This window comes from Cyanobacterium aponinum PCC 10605, assembly GCF_000317675.1.
GTDB lineage: Bacteria > Cyanobacteriota > Cyanobacteriia > Cyanobacteriales > Cyanobacteriaceae > PCC-10605.
On sequence record NC_019776.1, the window covers coordinates 137,421 to 157,895 of the forward strand.

Genomic DNA, 20,475 nt, shown 5'->3' on the forward strand with positions numbered 1-20,475 from the left:
TTCACCGTTGCCAATAGAGGCGATTGATTTTATCCTACTAATTTCATCTTAACTTTTTCATCTGATATAGAGAGTGTGAGCGTCATTAATTCTTCTGATTTTTCTGCTAATTCTAACCCCGATTCTACTTTTCTCCTAGATCATCCTGCTATTGGCATTCCCGATCATCCCTTACAATATAGAGCAATAGGTGTCATTCAAGGAATATATGAACCTTCGCAAAATGCTTTAACTAAAGGAATTATTACTACTGCTGACAATCAAACTTTTAATACTGTACTATTAGGAAAAACCATTGGTGCGGTGAAAAATCATGTGGATTTAGACCAAGTACAAAATTGGGTTGTCTATCCTCATACTATTCCAGACACAGATAATATTCATTTTCAAATAGCAGGAATCTATCAACCTCAAACAAATATTCCAGAAATTTTACCTGATAATTATTTTTCTATTCGAGGGGATATTGCTTATTCTTCTAAGTATAAAGAAAAAGTTATTGTCAAAATAAATCAAGGTCAATCTCGCCAAAGACCTAATTATTTTAAACTAGAATTAAAAGGCAAAATTCCCAATAATCAAATTAGACATTTTTTTACTTTTAGTGCTTGTTTAGAGGGCAAAATTTTACGAATCAAAAAATATTTAGATTTAGGTTTAATTGGTTTTAATTATCGATAATAGTGGCTCTGTCACTTCTCGTCGTGTCAATTATTGCTTAGGAAAAGGTGTCAGGTGTCAGATGAAATAAAATACTTCCTAATACCCCAATCCCCTAAAACCCTAACTATCCGCACCAATCATCACTTATTTCTACTCAATATATTATTAACATGAATAATAAATTTGTGAACCAAGAAAAAAAAATTACTGCCGTTATTTTAGCAGGAGGATTTGGCACAAGGGTAAAACATTTATTACCAGATATTCCTAAACCGATGGCAAAGGTTTTAGATAAGCCTTTTCTTGAGTGGATTATTCGTTATTTACATCAACAAAATATCAATAATTTTCTTCTTTCTACAGGGTATTTATCAACAATAATTAAAAATTATTTTAATACAAGTTTATTTGATAATTTATCTATCAAATGCTATGAAGAGTTAGAGCCTTTAGGTACTGGAGGCGGCTTTATTAATGCAGTTAAACAAGATAAAAGTTATACAGATTATTGGTTAGTAGCAAACGGAGATTCTCTTATTTTTAGCAATTTAAAACCTTTTTTTGAATGTTTAAATGATGACACTGTAGAAGGGGTTATTTTAGGTTTAACCGTAGAAGATGCTTCCCGTTATGGTTCTTTAAAATTTGATGATGATTATAATTTAATTAGTTTTGCCGAAAAAAAAGACGGTAAAGGTATAATTAATGGCGGAATATATCTTTTTAAAAATGATGTTTTAGCTAAGTTTCCTCAAAATAATAAATTGAGTTTTGAATATGATATTTTTCCTTATTTACTAAGTCAAGGTTGTAAGATAAAAGTTCATATTACTTCTGCTCCTTTTTTAGATATTGGTACACCTGAAACTTTAATTCAAGCAGAAAAATTTATTGCTGAAAATTGGCAATCTTTTTAACAGGGGAGAAAATTTGAGCGTTAAAGAATTAAGCTATGATTTTTAGTTTAGATGCAAATTAACTTACAGGGAGGATAAATCTTTGCAATTTCAGCAGTTATGGCATAAACAATCACAAAAATTATGGATAGTTTCTCTTATCTGTATCGGTATTGTTTGTTGGTTAGCTTTTTTGATGGGTTTAGGAAACATTGGTTTAATCGACAAAACAGAGGCTTTATATGTAGAAGTTGCCCGTCAAATGGTGCTTACAGGTAATTGGATTAGCCCCCATTGGAATGGAGATTATTTTTATTCTTATCCTGCGGGGGGATATTGGTTTCTGGCACTAAGTTTTAAAATTTTTGGTATCAGTGAATGGGCGGCTAGATTCCCTGTAGCTTTAAGTGCGATCGCATCTGTATTTGTGGTATTTTATACTTTACGTTATTTTGGCTTTATTGGTGAAAAACCAGAAATTAATTCGCCACAGTTATGGTTAACCGCTTGGATTGGTGCAGGTATTATGGCATTAAATCCCTATTGGATAGCTTGGGGTAGGGTGGCAGTGTCAGATATGTTGCTATCTAGTTTTGTTGGCTTGTCCATGCTATCTTTTTTTCTGGGTTATGCTCAACCTGAGAAACCAAAGCAACAAACGGTTTATTATTGTCTCTCTCCCATTTTAGCTGCGATCGCAGTTTTAATCAAAGGTCCCATTGGTGTTATTTTACCAGTGTTAGGAATAGGGGCTTTTTTAATCTATGTGGGCAAATTTTGGGAAATTTTCTGGGAAATAAAGCCTTTTCGTGCATTAACTCTATTTTTGCTCGTTGCCCTCCCTTGGTATATCATGGCTACCATTTTTGACGGAGAAATTTTTATCAATGAATTTATCCTAGAAAGTAACTTTCAACGCTTTACAGAAGTTGTTTTTAACCATCCAGGACCTTGGTACTATTACATTATTTGGGCTACGGTATTAATGTTACCTTGGTCAATTTATTTCCCCATCGCCGTCATTCAATTATCTTGTTGGCGTATTCAAGCTGTAAGACAATCTGCCCGTAACTCTCACTTAGGAATATATGCTTTTGCGTGGTTTATTACCACTTTCGTTTTTTTCTCTTCCGCCGATACTAAATTACAGGGTTATACTCTTCCTATTACTCCCGCAGTAGTAATTATTTTAGCTTTATTTTGGGGCGAAAAACTTAGGGAAAATAAAAACCATAAAAATAAAAATAATTGGCTATTTATAATTAGTAGTATTGTTAATATTTTAATTCTTATTATACTTGCGATCGCATCTGGAATTAGTGGTAAATTAGTAGGAGAAGATCCCACCGCACCCACCTTAGCAGAAAATTTAGTAAAATCAGGAATCCCCATTATGGCGGCAATTTCTTGGGGAACAGGGGCTGTCTTCGGTATTTATTTATTATTTAAACAGAGGCTAAGAAAATGGCTTTGGAGTGCTAATTTTATCGCTTTTCTCAGTTTTATTACCCTAACTTTTCCTCCGTTAATTCCTCTTTTAGATCGAGAAAGACAACTAGAATTTAGAGAAATATCAAAACAAATTTCCCAAGTAATCAAACCAGAAGAAGAAGTGTTTTTACTCGGTTTTACTCGTTATAGTACCGTTTATTATAGTAACCAAAACATTAATTTTATTTATGACACATCAGAACTAAAAGAGTTTTTGAAAACTCAAACAATGCCTAGTGACACTATAATTATTCTGGGAGAATCTAACTACTTAAATAACAGTGAAATTAACAATATAAACTACGATATTTTATCAGAAAAAAAAGCCTACAAATTAATTAGAATCGATAAAAAATGGATAATGAGTAATGAGAATTAGAGCTAGAGGAGAACGCAAAAAACGCTCATGCACTCCCTTCGAACGAAGTTAGGAAAGAGGTTCACTAAGAACCTTTAAGCGATTCTGAAGGGGTAATATTATCGGTATCTATTTCTATTTTATCGGCATACTTATCGGTATTGTTATCGGCTATTTTTGCCAATGTTCCTTCATTCACCGCTATGGATAGAATATCGGTATTATTATCGGTATAAGTTAACCGATGAATGGCCTCTGATAGCTCATTGAGCCTAGATTGAATGGGTACTAGCTCCTCCTTAATTAATTGCTTTACCCCTTTCTCAGTTATCGGTATGGTATCAGTATATTTATCGGTATCATACTTTTTTATCAGTTCATTTCCATCGAGAAAAGATTGTATCCCTAGCTCTAAAAGATAAATTAAAGTCTGTGTTATTTCTGGTTTTCCACTGATGTGATGAATCCTTGCAGAAAAACTATTAACCGCTATTTTGGATATTTGCTCATAAACATCAATGGGCAATTTAACATCCAAACGATGAAACTCATTATTAACTCTTTTAGTCGCCATATCGGTATAATAATCGGTATTGTTATCGGTTAGCTACTCCTATCTTATCAGTAAATTGAGTTATGTTGGTACAACAATCGGTTTAAAAATTATTGTTTATCGGGATAAGATATATTAATTATTGGTATAACTATCGGTATTGTTATCGGCATAAACAAGCAATTATAAAAATATAGGTTTTCACTATTGTTGTTGAACTACTCAAATTGAAGAAAGAAGTAATAGACTATGTTTTTACTACGTACGATAAAAACACCCTGTTAACCCTTAAAAGTTAAGGACTTAAGACACGAATAACACCCCATAAATTTAGACATAGCCATGCTACCACTTCCATTAAGAATCGTTACAATTTATCTTTGTTGCAACAATCGTTTGAACATAGTTCTATCAGAACCACTGAAGTTTATCTCAATTAACCTCTAACCTCAGTTCGGTTTAAGAATATTGGATAAGGGTAGGTGTCAGGTTTCAGGTTGCAGGTTACAGGTTGCAGGTGTTGAGAGAAAGTAATAAGTAACGAGTAATAAGTAATAAATAATGAGTGTTCGGGGTTTTTAATTCCTAATTCTTAATTTTTCCTTTGCCCTCCCCCCTCTCGAGGGGGGATAAAGGGGGGTTTGCCTCTTGCCTCTTGCCTTTTGCCTTTTTTTCTCCATCATTCATAGATGAAAATTTATCCCGAACTCAGGTTTAATAGGTTAAGGGATATTAAGAATATCTTTGTCTATGAATAAAAATACTTAGAATGAGGTCAATGTAAAACTAAAAACCAGTAATTTTTGATCATGACGACACTTAATGGGCAAGTTATTGCCAATGGCGAGGGTATCAGATTCGGACAGGTATTGGTATATAAATCAGATTTAAAAGAGGCTAATCTTGTTGGACAAACTACCACTAATGGGAATGGTTCATTTCAATTTAATTTAGACAATTTTAGTGAAGATGATCTTTTTTATATTGTTGCTTCTGAAAGTAATGCTGAAGATAGTGAAGTTATCCTAATCAATGCCATTGGTAATGTTAATCCTAATTCAGATAGTCAAAATATTACTATCAATGAGAGAACTACTATCGCCTCCACTTATGCTTTAGCTCAGTTTATCAGCGATGAAGGTTTTATTTTTGGTCCTTCTCCGGGGTTGGATAATGCTTTTTCCATTGTGCCGAATATTGCCAATATTGAAACGGGTGAGGCAGGAGTAATTATTGCCAATGAAGATAATGAAGAAGCCCTGTTAATTTTTAATACTCTGGTTAATACTTTATCTGCTAGTATCGCTACTGAGCAAAATCGCAATACTCTTTTTGATATAACTACTTTACCAAACGGCGATCGCCCTGAAAGCACTTTTGAGGCATTATTTAATTTAGCAGAAGAATTAAACCAAACTCTGAGTGAAGCCAATGCTAGAAGTTTTTTCCGTTTAGCAGAATCTGCCTCTAATCCTTTACCTATGTTAGAGGAATTTCGCACCACTTTACCTATTCCCCTTCACTATACCGCAGGTGGGATGTATGCGGTAGGTAGAATGGCTTTTGATAGTCAGGGTAACGCTTGGATTGCTAACAATTGGGATTATCAGTCTTTTCTTAATGGAGAAGGCGATCCCGAAGGGATCTGCTGCGCAGCACGCATCCCAGCCAGTCAGATAACAGTTTTAAATCCAGCCGGAGAGCCAATTTTAGGCAGTCCTATTATTGACAGTCCCATTCCCGACACCAGTTTAGTTAATGGGGTAGGTTACGGAGTGGCGGTAGGAGCAGATGATAAAGCGTGGTTTGCTAACTATGGTAACGGTTCTATTGTTCGTTTTACCCCTGACTTTGAAAATAACACGGCTAATTTAGACCTGTGGAGTAGTGCAGGTATCCAAGAAAATGATAACCCCCAAGGAATTGCTATTGATCAAGAAGGCAATCTTTGGATTCCCAATAGTGGAGGCTTTGCGGATTTAGATGATTTAGGCTCAGTCACCGTTTATCCTCAAGGTAATCCATCTCAGGCGGTTACTTTCACCAATAATGATGTCATCGGTAAACCTTTTAACATTACCATTGATAACGAAGGATTGGCATGGGTAACAAATGATCAAGCAGGAAATAGTAGTGTTACTATCCTTGACTATGAAGATGGAGAAATCAAATTAATCGACAACATTCCCACCAACGCACCCCCTACATCCCCTCCTTTTCCCCACACCTTTGGCACACCGAGAACCGTTGCTTTCGATACAGAGGGCAACGCATGGGTTACAAACTGGACAACTTCTAGTTTAACTTTCATTGATAAAGAGACAAAAGAAACTCAAGAATTTCCCCTTGGTTTAGAAAATTTTGGCTTGTGGGGCTTATCTGTGGACTCAGGAAATCAAGTTTGGGCAGGGGGTTTTGATAATTTTAGTTTAGTACTCCTCAATCAAGAAAATTCCAGAAATTCCACTGTTTTTGAAAGTGAAGCTCTACAGCATATTACAGCCGTACAAGTTGACCCTAGTGGTAATATTTGGTTAGCTAACAACTGGACAAGAGAAAGTTCTGTGTCAGATCCAGAAAATATAGTTGGTGGTGATGGAGTTGTACAATTTGTCGGTTTAGCAGATCCCGTTGAGCCTCCTTTAATTGGTACACCAGTAGATCCAGCAGATAAACCTGAAAACCTTTTAACCACTACCTTTAATCGTTTTCAAAATAGCGATCGCCCCGGCACTTATTTATATGCTAACGAAACCGAAAGCGAAGTTATCCGCCGAGATTTTACCAACTTTGTCGAAGAAGGATTTGCGTTTAAAGCCTCCAGCACAGAAAATGATACTTTAATTCGTTTGAATCGCTTTCAAAATACGGACGTACCCGGAACTTATCTTTATGCTAGCGAGGAAGAAAGCATTAGCATTAGAGAAAATAATCCTAACTTTGTCGAAGAAGGAATCGCTTTTTATGCCTATGACGCAGATGCTAATATGGCGACGGACTTTTACCGTTTTCAAAATACCCAACAACCCGGTACTTATATTTATGTTACAGAAACAGAAAAAAATAATATCTTAGAAAATTTCCCTCAATTTACCCTTGAAGGGGTAGCTTTTGAAGCGTTGACATAAATCCACTGAAGAATTAGCAATTAGTAATTAAAACCTAAAACCTGCCTCCTAACACCTGAAACTTATTTCCAAACTTTGTACCCTTTGCAGAATGAGTGCAGTGAAATCGCCGAACCCAAGTTCACTAATTAACCTCAATTCGGTTTAAGAATATTGGATAAGGATAGATGTCAGGTTTCAGGTTGCAGGTTGCAGGTGTTAGGTTTAAGGGAGTAATGAGTAACGAGTAACGAGTAATTATCAACTATTCACCCCAACACTATTTACCTTTGCCCCTTGCCCTTTTTCCATCATTCATAGATGAAAATTTATCCCGAACTCAGGTTAATTATCTGGAACGATGTCGGGTTATAATTACTACCATTGCTTAATATGATGATTTTTTTATAAGAATGGATATTAATAATTTTTTAGATAAATTTGTTGGTGATTGGTTTTCTCAACGCACTACTTATCATCTTCCTCAAAATCAAGTAGATAATGCAAAAGCTAATGTTACTCTTACTCTTTTAACTGCTGATGATAGCAAAATAACTCAGTTAGCTAACCAATATCATTTTAATCTCGATTTAAGTTTAGGTGCGTTCGGCGTAGCCGCACCCTTGGTGCTCGCATCTAGTTGGGATAATTCACCTGATTGGGGAAAACCAAAACAAACAGGAGAAAGTTTAATGTTAATATTCCGTTCTGAAAATGATCTCAATAAGGGTAATATTGTCAGAATTACTAACTCATCGGAAATAGTTAAAGGAGAATATGTTTTAGCAGAGGATGAGTCATTAATTTTAAGAATAATAAAAGATGATCAATACCTTGAGGAAAGAATTAATTTTGCCAGTGATAATTTACGCCTAAGAAATACTATTTTCAAACACAATAATCAAGTACGGCAGACTTGCTTTTATTCCGAAATCAAAAGAGTAGTTAAAAAAGAAGATTAGTTTAATAATTTTAGTAATAAATAGTTATCTATAATTTTCATCAAAATAGTATTTGAAAACTAAATTTATATGTTTTTTAGACCCTTATATAAAGCCTTTATTTTCGGATTAATAATCTTTTTTGCTTGGACAAATAATTGTGAACTAGCTTTAGCTAAAATATCCCTAAATGAAAGCAATCAATCCATAGAACCCTATCTTAACCAAGTAAAAGAAGACATAACAGAATTTACCCTTAGCAACGGTATTCATTTTATCGTTTTAGAAAATCACCAAGCCCCCGTTATTTCTTTTAACACTTATGTGGATGTTGGTGGTGCTAATGAACCAGAAGGAAAAACAGGAGTCGCCCATTTTTTAGAACATTTAGCCTTTAAGGGTACGAAGGAAATTGGTACGATCAACTATGAAAAAGAAAAACAGATTTTAGAAGAATTAGATAAAACTTTTCAACAGATAAAAGAAGCTAAAAAAGAGAATAATCAAGAACAATTAACCGAGTTAGAAAATAAATTTGAACAGTTAAATAATCAAGCCCATAATTTAGTTAAGCAAAATGAATTTGGACAAATAATAGAGCTGGAAGGTGGAGTTGGTCTAAATGCAGCAACTTCGGCAGATTCAACGGTTTACTTTTACAATTTTCCCTCTAACAAATTGGAATTATGGATGTATTTAGAATCCGATCGCTTCTTGAATCCAGTTTTTAGGGAATTTTATCAGGAAAAACAAGTAATTCTTGAAGAAAGAAAATTGCGTACAGACAATTCTCCTGTAGGCAAAATGGTAGAAGCCTTTTTAGATAGCGCTTTTACTACTCATCCTTATAAACGCCCTGTCATCGGTTATGAAGAAGATATTATTAACTTAACCAGAGAGGATGTACAAAATTTCTTTGATAGTTACTATGGGGGTAATAATATTACTATTGCCATTGTCGGAGATGTTGACCCCAAAGAAGTTAAGCAAATGGCTAATAAATACTTCGGGCGTTTTCCTTCTAGCACCAAACCCGCTAAACTAAATATAGTCGAACCAAAACAAACTGAAACAAGAGAAGTTGCGATCGAATATCCTTCACAACCTTGGTATTTAGAAGGCTACCATATCCCTAACATTAACGATCCTGATTATGTGGTTTATGATATTATCAGTTCTATTTTGAGTAGCGGACGCACTTCCCGGTTGTATCAATCCTTAGTAGATGAACAAAAAATAGCTCTTTCGGCCGCAGGGTTTAACGGTTTTCCCGGAGACAAATACCCCAATTTAATGTTATTTTATGCCATGTTAGCTCCTGAAAGACAATTGGAAGATTTAGAAGTAGCTTTACACGAACAGATAGAAAAATTAAAATCAGACTTAGTCACAGAAGAAGAATTACAAAGGGTAAAAACTCAAGCTAGAGCTAGTTTACTGCGTAGTCTTAACTCTAATGCAGGTATGGCGAAGTTATTAGCAGAATATCAAGCGAAAACAGGAGATTGGCGTAATTTGTTTTTAAGTTTAGACAAAATTTCTGCCGTTACTGCCCAAGATATTCAAAGGGTTGCTCAAAATACTTTTACCTCCGACAATAAAACCGTAGGTAGATTGATTACAAAACCTATGAATTAGGAAAGTTCAGAGTTGAGAAAGAGGTGTCAGGTTTTAGGGTATTGGAATATTTGGGGATGAGGTGATGAGGGGAGAGGGAGATGGGGGATTTTTGTTCATAAAGTTTTAACTAATAGAAAAAAATCCTTGTATCTCTTACTCTCACTTAATCTCAGTTAACCTAATTTTTTACTTTGAAACAGCCCTGCTTTGAGAGAGGGGATAAAAAGAGGGAAATTTCTTTTTTATCTTAACTCCGAACTCAAATTATTGCCCATTGCCCTTTTAACTTTGCTTTTTATTTATTATCTTCCTGAGTATAATGCTACTTTAAGACCCGATCGCGGATGTAAAGATGGAATACGATCTAAAGATAAATCCTGATTTGGTTCTAATTGCCAATGATAGTTTCTCAATAATAGACTAGCAAAAATTTTCATCTCTAATTGGGCAAAAGCGTAACCGAGACAAAATCTTGCACCACCGCCAAAACCCACTAAACTAAAGTCAGTCTTTTTATGTTCCATTCTCTGACTATTGAATCTTTCAGGATCAAATTTTTTCGGTTCAGTATAGATGTTAGGATCTTTATGAGTCCTTTCTATTCTATACAATACTTGCCATCCTTTCGGCACATAGTAGCCATTATAAACAAAAGGCTTAACTACTCCTCTAAAACCACCAGCAACGGGAGGATATAACCTTTCTACTTCTTTTAATACTTGGTCTAAATAGGTCATTTTTTTGATCTGTTCCATCGTAAAATCAGACTCATCCATCAGAGTTTTTTGTTCTAAAATAGCCTTTTCCCGCACTTCGGGATTTTGTGCCAAAGCCATACAAAAAGAAGTTAACATGGAGGTTGTAGTTTCATGTCCTGCGAATAGCATTAATAGGGCTTGAACTTTGATTTGGGCTTCAGAAAAACGGTTGCCTTCTTCATCTTGGCTCTGAAGTAGTAGGCTTATGGTATCTTCTTTTAGGTTATTTTTCCGTTTCTCGATTTCTTTTTCTATGTGTTGCAAAAGAAAATCCCTAGCTTTTAGAGCTTTACCATAGTTAGTAAACGGTAGATTAAAGGGAAAAGCAAACAAGCCTTTAGTTAATTCGCCAAACTTTTGAGAAAGTAGCTTAATTTCTTCCCGATTGTCCATTTCACTGCCCAACAATAGCACACTAGCAATCTCAAAGGTCATTTCTTTCATTTCTGGAAATAGGGTCAATTTCCCCATTTCTGCCCATTTTTTCAAGGTGCGATCGATGATTTCTTTCATGGTGTTAAAATATTTAGTCAATGCCACCCCATGAAATGCGGGCATCAGCAAACGTCTATTTTTTTGATGAATCTCTCCATCTTGAAGAAATAGGGATTCTCCCAATAAAGTACGGAAATTTTCAGGCCATCCTTCTCGCCATGAAAAGTGATCGAAATGAGTTTGTAAGATAAAATGATTCGCTTCCGCACCAACCATAAATACAGTGGGTTTACCGATAATATTGGTTTTGAATATTGAGCCATATTTGGCTTCTTTTTTATTCCCGAAATTTGGGTCTTTTATAAAGCTGAGGGTTTCACCCATTAAGGGTAAACCAAAACTACCAGGGGGAAGCGGATATTCTTGTTTTTTCTCTCGATTAATAGTCATTTTTTTCTGAATAATTTGCTAAAGTTTGAGAATAAATTTACTTTATTTCACATTATGACTTTTCAGCTTAATAAACTAGATAATCTTGATTTTGATGAAGGACAGGAAATCATTGAAGATTATATAGAAGATGCTATTTGGGATTTTGTTGATTCTCCCGTAGGACAAGAATATATAAAAACAAGAGAGCAAGGAGGTTTTTGGATTCACCACTTTATTGAATTCGGTTATATGTATGAGGGTTATACCCTTTCAACCATGACTGTTAGCGATGTAAAAACTATCATGGAATATATCCTCCCCCGTAAATTGATGATTTTGAATGAAGAAGAAGTGGAAGATGCGATTCCTGAATTAATTGCTTTTTGGCAATATTTGGGAGAAACTCATAAACGAAAAACGGCAAAAGGGATTATCAAATATCTAAAGACTTTGGAAAATAAATTTACCGCTATGATGACCGATGATAGCTCTGGTAGTTTTGTCAAATCAATGTTGATGAATGCCCATAAATCAGGATTAGATATGACATCAGAAGAAGCATTAATAAAATTTCTTCAAGGTCAAAGTCAGAATAAAGTCTCATCTGATAAAAATCTTCAAGTTTCTCAACTACTTGGGAAAAGCACCATTCCCCCCTCCATGAAAAATAAATATGATGAAATAACCAATTTAACAGATGATTTTTGTCGCAATTATCTTAATGACGAATATTTAGAATTTTCAAGAAAATTAACCACCGTTTTATGTAACTATCAACCATCCCCATTAAATAAAGGTAAGGCAAAATCTTGGGCTTGTGGTATTATTCATGCTTTAGGGATGATCAACTTTTTAGCAGATTCTTCTTTTGAACCTTATATGAAATCTTCAGAACTTTATCAACGTTTCGGGGTTTCAGAAAGTACAGGTTGCGGAAAATCAAAACAAATTCGTGATTTACTGGAAATGAGCAGATTGGATCAAGAATGGATGATGCCTAGTGTTTCTGAAAGTCATCCAATGTCGGCAATTGCCAATATAGCAAGCACCTTGAAGCAAATCTTGGATTGGGAATAAATAAAGACTCATTCATGTCTAACTCTGTAATTACTTTAGTTAGTTGACCCAAATAATTACGGTGACGAATATATCTATCAGGGTAATTTGTAGAACGTAATGATATAACGTTACCTGATTTTAACAGTTGACGTTGTTTATTATTCGCCAAAGATTTACCAGTAATACTTAGTAGAATTAGTATAAAAAAATTTAATCCTAAAAATGAAAAATAATTTGTTTTGTTCTTCACTAATATTATAATTGTTTTTGAGAATAAAGTTTAACTTTTATTTATTTTGAATTCCTAATTCCCTATGAATAATAATTAAATTTCTATTTTTATTTCCTTTTTATTAAAAGGTAAATCTTCATTAATTGCCCTTATTTCTTCCTCCGTTGCCATATTTATTTCATCAATATAATGATTTAAAATAGTATTCATTCTGGGGTGATAAAAACGGTGTAAACTATAGTTAGGAGTGGCAGGAAAACCTCGCCTTCTCTTATGACTTCCTCCTGCCCCCGGGTCATACATTTTTACTCCATGTGCGATCGCCCATTCAATAGGTTTGTAATAACAAGTCTCAAAATGCAAACTGTCATATTCTTCTAAACAACCCCAATAACGCCCATATAAATTCTCCCCTTTCCGCACACAAAAAGACATAGCAACGGGATGATGATCGTCATTTTCTCTATGCACAACCGCTAACATTAAACGATGGGAATAATTAGGATAAAGTTGCTCAAAAAACTTCTTAGTTAAATACTTACTGCCCCAATAAAATTTATCACAGGTGCTACTATAAAAACGATAAATATAAGGATATAAATAATGGGGAATTTCATCTCCTACTAAGGTTTTTAAAATTAATCCGGCTTTCTCAACAACTTTCCTTTCTCTTTTGATATTTTTCCTTTGATTGGACTTAAATATTTTCAAAAAATCTTCAAAATTATGGAAGTTTTGGTCAGACCAAATATAACTATGGTGCATCCATGCACTATATCCTAATTGAGAAATAAGCTCTTTCCATTGAGGATCGACAAAGAGAAAATTACAACCAGATAATTTATTATTAATACAAAAATGGTCGATCGCATTCACCATCAACTCAGTAATTTGTAACTCATTTTCTCCCTCAGCAATTAAAAAACGATAACCCACCGCAGGAGTGAAAGGAGTCATGCCCAACAATTTGGGATAGTATTGTATTCCTAAACGATAAGCCAAATCAGCCCATTGATGATCAAAAACAAACTCTCCATAACTATGCCCTTTTATATATAAAGGAGCACCAGCAACCAAATTATTATCCCGCCATACCGTTAAATGACAAGATTGCCAACCAGCACGAGGTTTTACACTACCCGAAGTTTCTAAGTTGTGTAACCATTCCCACTCTAAAAAAGGAGTTTTCAACGGTAAAGCCATTGCATTCCAAGCTGATTGAGGAATATCTGCCATTTTTTCACACCAACGAATCGTATAATAAGGATATTGCTTCTGTGCTAAAATTTGCTCTTTCATAACCTCAATCTTTTTGATTTTTTAAACACCTTAGACGTACAATATTGCCATTATCTTAGCTTAATTTTATGAGACTTCTTGCACAAGTCAAACAAGAGAAAAGAGTTAATACAATTTCTCAGGTGTACAAAATCTCACTTATCTGAGTTCAGAGTTCAAAGTTAGGAATTAGGAGTTAAAACTAATAGATATTGATGAAAAAAGCACATAAATTGATTTTTTTATTCTCAACTCTTTGATGGATTAATAAATGTTTAGAATATTAAAAACCGTCAAACTCACCATCTACCCAGATTAGATATTCTTGCCAAATGACCAAGGTTAAGTAATCTAAGTCAATCCTACTTTTTTAGAAAAATTATCAGTTTCCTGATAAAATCTGATTCTCAACAAAAATAAATTTATAACTTGCACAATTTTAAGATGAAGATATATTTAATTCGTCATGGTATCGCTGAATCAAGAGCGATGGAAAAAAATGATTCTCAAAGAATACTTACTCGCAAAGGCATAACTAAAACCCAAAAAGTTGCCCAAAAATTAACGAATTTGGATATAGAATTTGATGTTATTATCACAAGCCCCTACACTAGGGCAAAAGAAACCGCTATTATTTTGCAACAGGCAAAAAGAAGTTTAAATATTGTCGAACATTCTGCTCTAATACCCCAAGGAAATATTCTGGAATGGTTTAACTGGTTACAAACTTCTCCTTATAAATCTGCGGGAAACATTGCCCTAATTGGACACGAACCAGATTTAAGTGAATGGGCTCAGTTACTTATTTGGGGAAAAACTGAAGATAAATTAATCCTCAAAAAAGCTGGTATTATTGGTTTGGAAGTAGCTGACTTAAGCAATCCCCTTGGTACTGCCCAATTATTCTTGTTAGCTAGTCCAAAATGGATTAGTTGCTAAAGTATTAGTCGGCACTTTTATCATCATAAATTTTATAGTATATTAACTCCTTTGACCTCTAATAAGAGTAATCATAAACTTTCCCCATGATTTATTTTTAATTCAAAAACTCACGGGCAAACCAAAATATAAGTGAATGTTATTTTTTTTAGAGGTGAATTATTTTGTTACACCTTTGGTGAGGGCTCTTTCCTATTTTCCCCATAATATGGGTATGCAAATCTATTAATTTTTCCATCAATTTTGATTTTATTATATTTTTCTTGAGGTATAAACATGACAAAGCCTTCTTGCGAATATCAACCCGGATTAGAAGGAATCCCCGTTGCTCAATCTAGTATTAGTTTCGTGGACGGCAAAAACGGTATTTTAGAATATAGAGGTATAAACATTGAAGAGTTAGCTCAAAAAAGCACTTTTCTGGAAACAGCTTATCTATTAATTTGGGGTAAATTACCCACGAAAGATGAACTTGCTAACTTCCAAGATGAAATTACACGCCATCGTCGTGTTAAATACCATATTAGAGATATGATGAAGTGTTTTCCCGAAAGTGGTCACCCCATGGATGCCTTACAAACTTCTGCTGCTGCTTTGGGCTTATTCTATTCTCGTCGTGCTTTAGCTAAAGAAGAATATATTAGAGATGCTGTAGTTCGCCTATTAGCCAAAATACCCACAATGGTGGCCGCTTTTGCACAAATGCGCATGGGCAATGATCCAGTACAACCAAGCGACAATCTAAATTATGCGGCTAATTTCCTCTATATGTTGACAGAAAAAGAACCCGAACCCCTAGAAGCGAGAATTTTTGATGTGTGCTTAATGCTTCATGCAGAACATACTATGAATGCGTCAACGTTTTCTGCCATGGTAACAGCTTCAACTTTAACTGATCCTTATGCCGTTGTTGCTTCGGCGGTGGGAACATTAGCAGGTCCTCTACATGGTGGTGCAAATGAGGAAGTGTTAGTGATGTTAGAAGAAATTGGTTCAGTGGAAAATGTACGTCCCTATATTGAAGATTGTATTGAAAATAAAAAGAAAATTATGGGCTTCGGTCATAGGGTTTATAAAGTAAAAGACCCTCGTGCAAAGATATTACAGCAATTGGCAGAAAGATTATTCGAGCTAACTGGTCATGATGAATATTATGATATTGCCTTAGAAGTGGAAAAAGTGGTTACTGAAAAACTTGGTCATAAAGGTATTTACGCTAACGTTGATTTTTATTCAGGTTTAGTTTACCGTAAGTTGGGCATTAAGCCAGATTTATTCACTCCTATGTTTGCAATTTCTAGGGTTGCGGGTTGGTTGGCTCACTGGAAAGAGCAATTGGCCGTTAATCGTATTTTCCGTCCTACTCAAGTTTATATCGGTGATAGAGGTATTCCTTATGTAGCGATCGAAGATCGGTAAAAGTTCGATGAGTTTATATGGATGAATTAGGGTATTCGGGTATTGGGGAGATAAGGTGTCAGGTTTCAGGTTTTAGAAGAAAGTAATGAATGTTCGGAGTTTTTAATTCTTAATTCTTAATTCTTAATTATCAACTATCAACTATTCACTATTCACCTTTGCCCTTTGTCTTTTGCCTTTTTTTTATTATTCAACAGTAATTCTTCTAGTGAGGAAGGAACAGGATCATAACCGCCGGGGTGAAATGGATGACATCGCAAAATTCTTTTGATTGCTAAATAACTGCCTCTCCAAACTCCAAAAGTAGAAATAGCTGCGATCGCATATTGAGAACAAGTTGGTTGAAAACGACAAGAAGGAGGGAATAGAGGGGAAATATATTGTCGATAGATATTGATTAAAAATATTAGGATTACTTTTCCCATTGTTCAGTTATTTTAATACCATTAAGTCATAAACTTCTATAGTGCTGAAAAATCTACTATACAAAAGATTATAAAGCCCTCATAGTTTCACAAAAAAGAAGAAGTTAAACCCCCCTTAACCTTAAAGGTTTATGATGGACGGTGAAAAAGCACACCATTATTTTTCAGCTACTTAATAGTTTTTTTCTCATTTACTATATAATAGCTATTTGATGACAAAAAAATGAAAAAGTTGTTATCTTAGTTACAGAAAAAATGGCAAAAAAGTAAATCTTTGTGCTATTAATTATTAAGAGACTGATATTCAAGGTGTGAGGAAACTTAAAAGAATTATGTTTAAATTAGTCAAAAACTATACAATCGCAACTCCCGCATTGATCGCAATGGCGATCGCATCTAATGGTTTAGCTCCCGTATCTGCCAATGCGAACGAAGTAGATACAGCTACTATTGACCAGATTTCTCAGTACAATGAAACCCAGCCTATGGGACAGGTAACATCTGTATCTCAGCTAAGAGACGTTTCTCCTACTGACTGGGCATTTGAAGCATTAAGAAGTCTTGTTGAACGTTACGGCTGTATTGTTGGTTATCCTGATCGTACTTACCGTGGTAATCGTGCTTTAAGTCGTTATGAGTTCGCCGCAGGTTTAAACGCTTGTATGCAACAAATGGAGCGTTTAATTGCTTCTAGCGAGTCTGTACTTAGAGAAGATATTGAAAAATTAAAACGCTTAATGTCTGAGTTTGAAGCAGAATTAGCGGCTTTAGGTGCAAGAGTTGATAACTTAGAAGGTAGAGTAGCTTTCTTAGAAGATCACCAATTCTCCACCACTACCAAGTTGAAAGGGGAAGTTGTTATCGCAGCAGTTGGTCAAGGAGGCGGCACTGACGGTTTAGGTCTTTTCAATGAAAACTACTTAACTGGTGCTGGTGAAAGATTAAGAGACCTTCCTGCTGATTCCATTGATGACCAATTTACTTTAAGTAATCGTGTACGCTTAACTTTAGATACTAGCTTTACTGGTAAAGACACCTTAAGAACTCGTTTAGCGGCTGGTAACATTGTTCGTTTGGGTAACGCCTTCGGTAGCGATATGGCTCGTCTCAACTTTGAACAAAATACTGGTAATGACATCATTCTTGATCGTGTATATTACAAAACCAAGCTAGGTGATAAAACAACTTTCTGGGTAGGTACTGAAATGCCTATCGAGGACATCTACGAAACCTTTAGTCCTTACACTGAAAGTAGTGGTACTGGTGCATTGTCTCGAGTTAACCGTTTTAACCCCTTCATTTACCGTCAACCCGGTAGTGCAGGTATCGGTTTAAAATATGCCTTCAACAAAAACTTTGACATTACTGCTTCTTATTTAGCAGATAATGCGGCGGATGCTTCTCAAGGAAATGGTTTATTCAATGGTACTTATAGCACCGGTGTTCAGTTAGGGGTTCATCCTACTGATACTCTTAGCTTTGGTTTAGCTTATGTACACAGCTATTTTTCTCAGGATGATGTTAACTTAACTGGTAGTACTGGAAGTCGTTACACTGATGGTATCTCCAGTCAAATTGCGGCATTAGGTTCTGGAAACAGAGACGGTGGTTTTGCAGGAACTAGTGATCCTTTCAGTGGTGCGGCTACTTCTTCTGAAAACGTTGGTTTACAAGCAACTTGGCGTGTAGCTGAAAAAGTAAACCTCGCAGGATGGGTAGGTTGGTCTTTCGCTCAAGCTCACTCTGCTGACAGCACCGGTGCTAACCGTAACGGAGATAACGCAGACTTATTTACTTGGAATACTAATGTTTCTTTCCTCGACTTAGGTAAAGAAGGATCTGTATTAACTATTGCGGGTGGTCAAGTTCCCCGTGCTGGAAGTGTTGATGGTACTATTGGACGTGACAGAGGACAATCTTGGGTTGTTGAAGGTCAGTATAAATATCCTTTAACCGACAATATTTCCTTAACCCCCGGTGTTTACGCTGTTTTCAATCCTAACAATAGTGACGACAGCAGAAACCAAACCGTTGTGGTTGGTGTTCTTCGTACCGTATTCAAATTCTAAGCGTAGTTAATAATAATTACCGCAAACTCTCAAATTTTCGGGAGCTTTAACTAAATAATTCCCCTAGCCCATAGGGCTAGGTTTTTTTTTGATTTAATTAAATCCAGCGACTGGCAATAGGCATTTTCCAACCAGTGCCAAAAGCTCGATCAGTAATTTTTAGACCGGGAGGGGCTTGTTTTCGTTTAAATTCTGCTCTTACAACTAACTTGATTACTTTATTGATGGTATCTAAATCATGACCTGAATTTTCTATTTCTGTAACGGATTGATGATGGTTTATGTATCTTTCTAAAATATCATCTAATATTTCGTAAGGGGGTAAAGAATCTTGGTCTTTTTGATCTGGTTTTAGTTCGGCGCTAGGAGGTTTAGTGAGAATATTATGAGGTATGATTTCTTTTTCTTGATTAAGCCAATGACACAAGGAAAAAACTTGAGTTTTCGGTAAATCTGCAATTACTGCTAGTCCGCCATTCATGTCGCCGTATAGGGTGCAATATCCTACTGCCATTTCTGATTTGTTACCTGTTGATAATAGTAGATAACCAAATTTATTTGCGATTGCCATTAATAAAGTTCCACGAATACGAGACTGCAAATTTTCTTCTGCGATACCAAATTCTGTATTTTTAAAAAGAGGGTGTAAAGTAGAGTCATAACTTTTCATTACTTCTTGAATGGGCAATTTTTCGCTTTTTATACTTAGATTATTGACCAGTTGTTCTGCATCTGTAATTGAATGGGCTGAACTGTAGGGCGAAGGCATTAAAACCCCTAAAACATTGTCTTTACCTAAAGCAGAAACGGCAATAGTTGCCACCAAAGCAGAATCTATTCCACCGCTTAAACCGATAATTGCTTGTTTAAAACCACATTTTTTTGCATAATCTTTTACACCTAAAACTAAGGCTTGATAAATTTCTTCTTCTTTTGTTATATTTACTAAATTTATCTTATTTTCTGAGATTAAATCTTGATTTTTTTTGCAATAATCTACATAAATTAAATCCTGTTGAAAGTTTTTGGCTTTATTAATAATATTGCCTTTTTTATCAACAACAAAACTATTACCATCAAAAATTAAATCATCATTTCCTCCCACTTGATTCACATAAATAAGAGATTTTTTGTATTGTTTAGATAAATATATCAACATTTTTTCTCTAACTTGTTGTTTCTGTACAACATAGGGAGAAGCGGAAAGATTAACAATCAAATCAACATCAAGATTAACTAAATCTTTTACGGGGTTAGTAGTATAGTTTTTCTTACCCCAAAAATCCTCTTGATTCCACAAATCTTCACAAATTGTAACGCCTATTTTGACATCATCAAGATAAAAATAATTAGCCTCATTTCCTGCACTAAAATAGCGATCTTCTTCAAATACATCATAAGTCGGTAAAAGACGTTTATGAAAAAAAGTTTCAATTTTTCCATTTCTAATTAAAGCAGAACTGTTATAAAGGGTTTTTTTGCCTTCTTTTTCTGCATTATCATTTATGACAGCAATTCCGATTAAAACCGATATTTGAGGATTGATTTCTTGAGCAAATTGTTCTAATTCTTTTTTCATTTGCCCTAAAAAATTTTTATTTAAAAGTAAATCTTTAGGAGGATAACCACATAATGATAATTCAGGAGTAAGAATTAATTTTGCTCCTTTTTTTTCAGCAATATTAACAGTTTCTTTTATTTGTTTAAGATTGTTTTTTATGTCTCCGATAGTCGGATTAAGTTGTGCGATCGCAATTTTCATGATGATAAGGAGTAATAAATAGGGAGATGGGGATTCAG

The 20,475-nt window shown here is 34.9% G+C and carries 16 protein-coding genes and 1 pseudogene; 11 read left to right on the plus strand and 6 right to left on the minus strand.

The genetic code is table 11. The features are described 5' to 3' along the window. Nucleotides 1-75: 75 nt before the first annotated feature. The 3 genes from patR (at nt 76) to CYAN10605_RS00580 (ending at nt 3,429) form a co-directional block, all read left to right on the plus strand. On the plus strand, nt 76-681 hold the full coding sequence (gene patR, locus CYAN10605_RS00570; RefSeq protein WP_015218004.1) for a heterocyst master regulator PatR: 606 nt from the start codon (nt 76-78) through the stop codon (nt 679-681). 152 nt (nt 682-833) lie between these two features. After that, complete coding sequence (locus CYAN10605_RS00575; protein ID WP_015218005.1) at nt 834-1,580, plus strand: sugar phosphate nucleotidyltransferase; 747 nt, start codon at nt 834-836, stop codon at nt 1,578-1,580. Nucleotides 1,581-1,662: 82 nt separating this feature from the next. Beyond that, the gene (locus CYAN10605_RS00580; RefSeq protein ID WP_015218006.1) at nt 1,663-3,429 is read left to right on the plus strand and encodes an ArnT family glycosyltransferase; all 1,767 of its coding nucleotides are present in this window, start codon (nt 1,663-1,665) and stop codon (nt 3,427-3,429) included. Between the two features lie 64 nt (nt 3,430-3,493). Here the strand turns inward: CYAN10605_RS00580 and CYAN10605_RS00585 are convergent, their stop codons facing one another. Then, nucleotides 3,494-3,982 (minus strand): hypothetical protein, encoded by a 489-nt coding sequence (locus CYAN10605_RS00585; protein WP_015218007.1) that lies wholly within the window; start codon nt 3,980-3,982, stop codon nt 3,494-3,496. A 290-nt stretch (nt 3,983-4,272) separates the two neighbouring features. On the opposite strand from CYAN10605_RS00585, the pseudogene CYAN10605_RS19415 reads away from it, so the two are divergent. From CYAN10605_RS19415 to CYAN10605_RS00600, 4 genes and pseudogenes are all read left to right on the plus strand, one after another. Then, nucleotides 4,273-4,401: pseudogene (locus CYAN10605_RS19415) on the plus strand (tyrosine-type recombinase/integrase); the annotation flags it as partial. 369 nt (nt 4,402-4,770) lie between these two features. Continuing rightward, nucleotides 4,771-7,089, plus strand: coding sequence for an NHL repeat-containing protein (locus CYAN10605_RS00590; RefSeq protein WP_015218008.1), 2,319 nt, complete (start codon nt 4,771-4,773; stop codon nt 7,087-7,089). A 392-nt stretch (nt 7,090-7,481) separates the two neighbouring features. Beyond that, on the plus strand, nt 7,482-8,030 hold the full coding sequence (locus CYAN10605_RS00595) for a phycobiliprotein lyase (protein ID WP_015218009.1): 549 nt from the start codon (nt 7,482-7,484) through the stop codon (nt 8,028-8,030). Nucleotides 8,031-8,099: 69 nt separating this feature from the next. Beyond that, complete coding sequence (locus tag CYAN10605_RS00600) at nt 8,100-9,647, plus strand: M16 family metallopeptidase (RefSeq protein ID WP_015218010.1); 1,548 nt, start codon at nt 8,100-8,102, stop codon at nt 9,645-9,647. A 284-nt stretch (nt 9,648-9,931) separates the two neighbouring features. Here the strand turns inward: CYAN10605_RS00600 and CYAN10605_RS00605 are convergent, their stop codons facing one another. Further along, entirely contained in the window at nt 9,932-11,272 is a 1,341-nt protein-coding gene (locus CYAN10605_RS00605) for a cytochrome P450 (protein ID WP_015218011.1), read from the minus strand. Nucleotides 11,273-11,326: 54 nt separating this feature from the next. On the opposite strand from CYAN10605_RS00605, the gene CYAN10605_RS00610 reads away from it, so the two are divergent. Beyond that, the gene (locus CYAN10605_RS00610; RefSeq protein ID WP_015218012.1) at nt 11,327-12,331 is read left to right on the plus strand and encodes a DUF6398 domain-containing protein; all 1,005 of its coding nucleotides are present in this window, start codon (nt 11,327-11,329) and stop codon (nt 12,329-12,331) included. On the opposite strand, the gene CYAN10605_RS19420 is transcribed toward CYAN10605_RS00610, so the two are convergent. Together CYAN10605_RS19420 and CYAN10605_RS00615 are read right to left on the minus strand one after the other, a co-directional pair. Next, a complete protein-coding gene (locus CYAN10605_RS19420; RefSeq protein ID WP_370670890.1) occupies nt 12,252-12,563 on the minus strand; it encodes an AbfB domain-containing protein in 312 nt (103 codons plus the stop codon). The two genes, CYAN10605_RS00610 and CYAN10605_RS19420, sit on opposite strands and share 80 nt — an antisense overlap. 75 nt (nt 12,564-12,638) lie before the next feature. Beyond that, on the minus strand, nt 12,639-13,844 hold the full coding sequence (locus CYAN10605_RS00615; RefSeq protein ID WP_015218013.1) for a GNAT family N-acetyltransferase: 1,206 nt from the start codon (nt 13,842-13,844) through the stop codon (nt 12,639-12,641). 423 nt (nt 13,845-14,267) lie between these two features. On the opposite strand from CYAN10605_RS00615, the gene sixA reads away from it, so the two are divergent. Further along, nucleotides 14,268-14,762, plus strand: coding sequence for a phosphohistidine phosphatase SixA (gene sixA, locus CYAN10605_RS00620; RefSeq protein ID WP_015218014.1), 495 nt, complete (start codon nt 14,268-14,270; stop codon nt 14,760-14,762). 276 nt (nt 14,763-15,038) lie between these two features. Continuing rightward, complete coding sequence (locus CYAN10605_RS00625; protein ID WP_015218015.1) at nt 15,039-16,181, plus strand: citrate synthase; 1,143 nt, start codon at nt 15,039-15,041, stop codon at nt 16,179-16,181. A 152-nt stretch (nt 16,182-16,333) separates the two neighbouring features. Here CYAN10605_RS00625 and yidD read toward each other — a convergent pair whose 3' ends face one another. Continuing rightward, nucleotides 16,334-16,606 carry a membrane protein insertion efficiency factor YidD gene (yidD, locus tag CYAN10605_RS00630; protein ID WP_015218016.1) on the minus strand — a complete coding sequence of 91 codons (273 nt, stop codon included), beginning with the start codon at nt 16,604-16,606 and terminating at the stop codon, nt 16,334-16,336. A gap of 332 nt (nt 16,607-16,938) precedes the next feature. Between yidD and CYAN10605_RS00635 the strand changes: the two genes are divergently transcribed. Next, nucleotides 16,939-18,675, plus strand: coding sequence for an iron uptake porin (locus CYAN10605_RS00635; protein ID WP_015218017.1), 1,737 nt, complete (start codon nt 16,939-16,941; stop codon nt 18,673-18,675). Between the two features lie 97 nt (nt 18,676-18,772). Here the strand turns inward: CYAN10605_RS00635 and CYAN10605_RS00640 are convergent, their stop codons facing one another. Beyond that, a complete protein-coding gene (locus tag CYAN10605_RS00640) occupies nt 18,773-20,437 on the minus strand; it encodes an NAD+ synthase (protein WP_015218018.1) in 1,665 nt (554 codons plus the stop codon). Nucleotides 20,438-20,475: the final 38 nt, after the last annotated feature.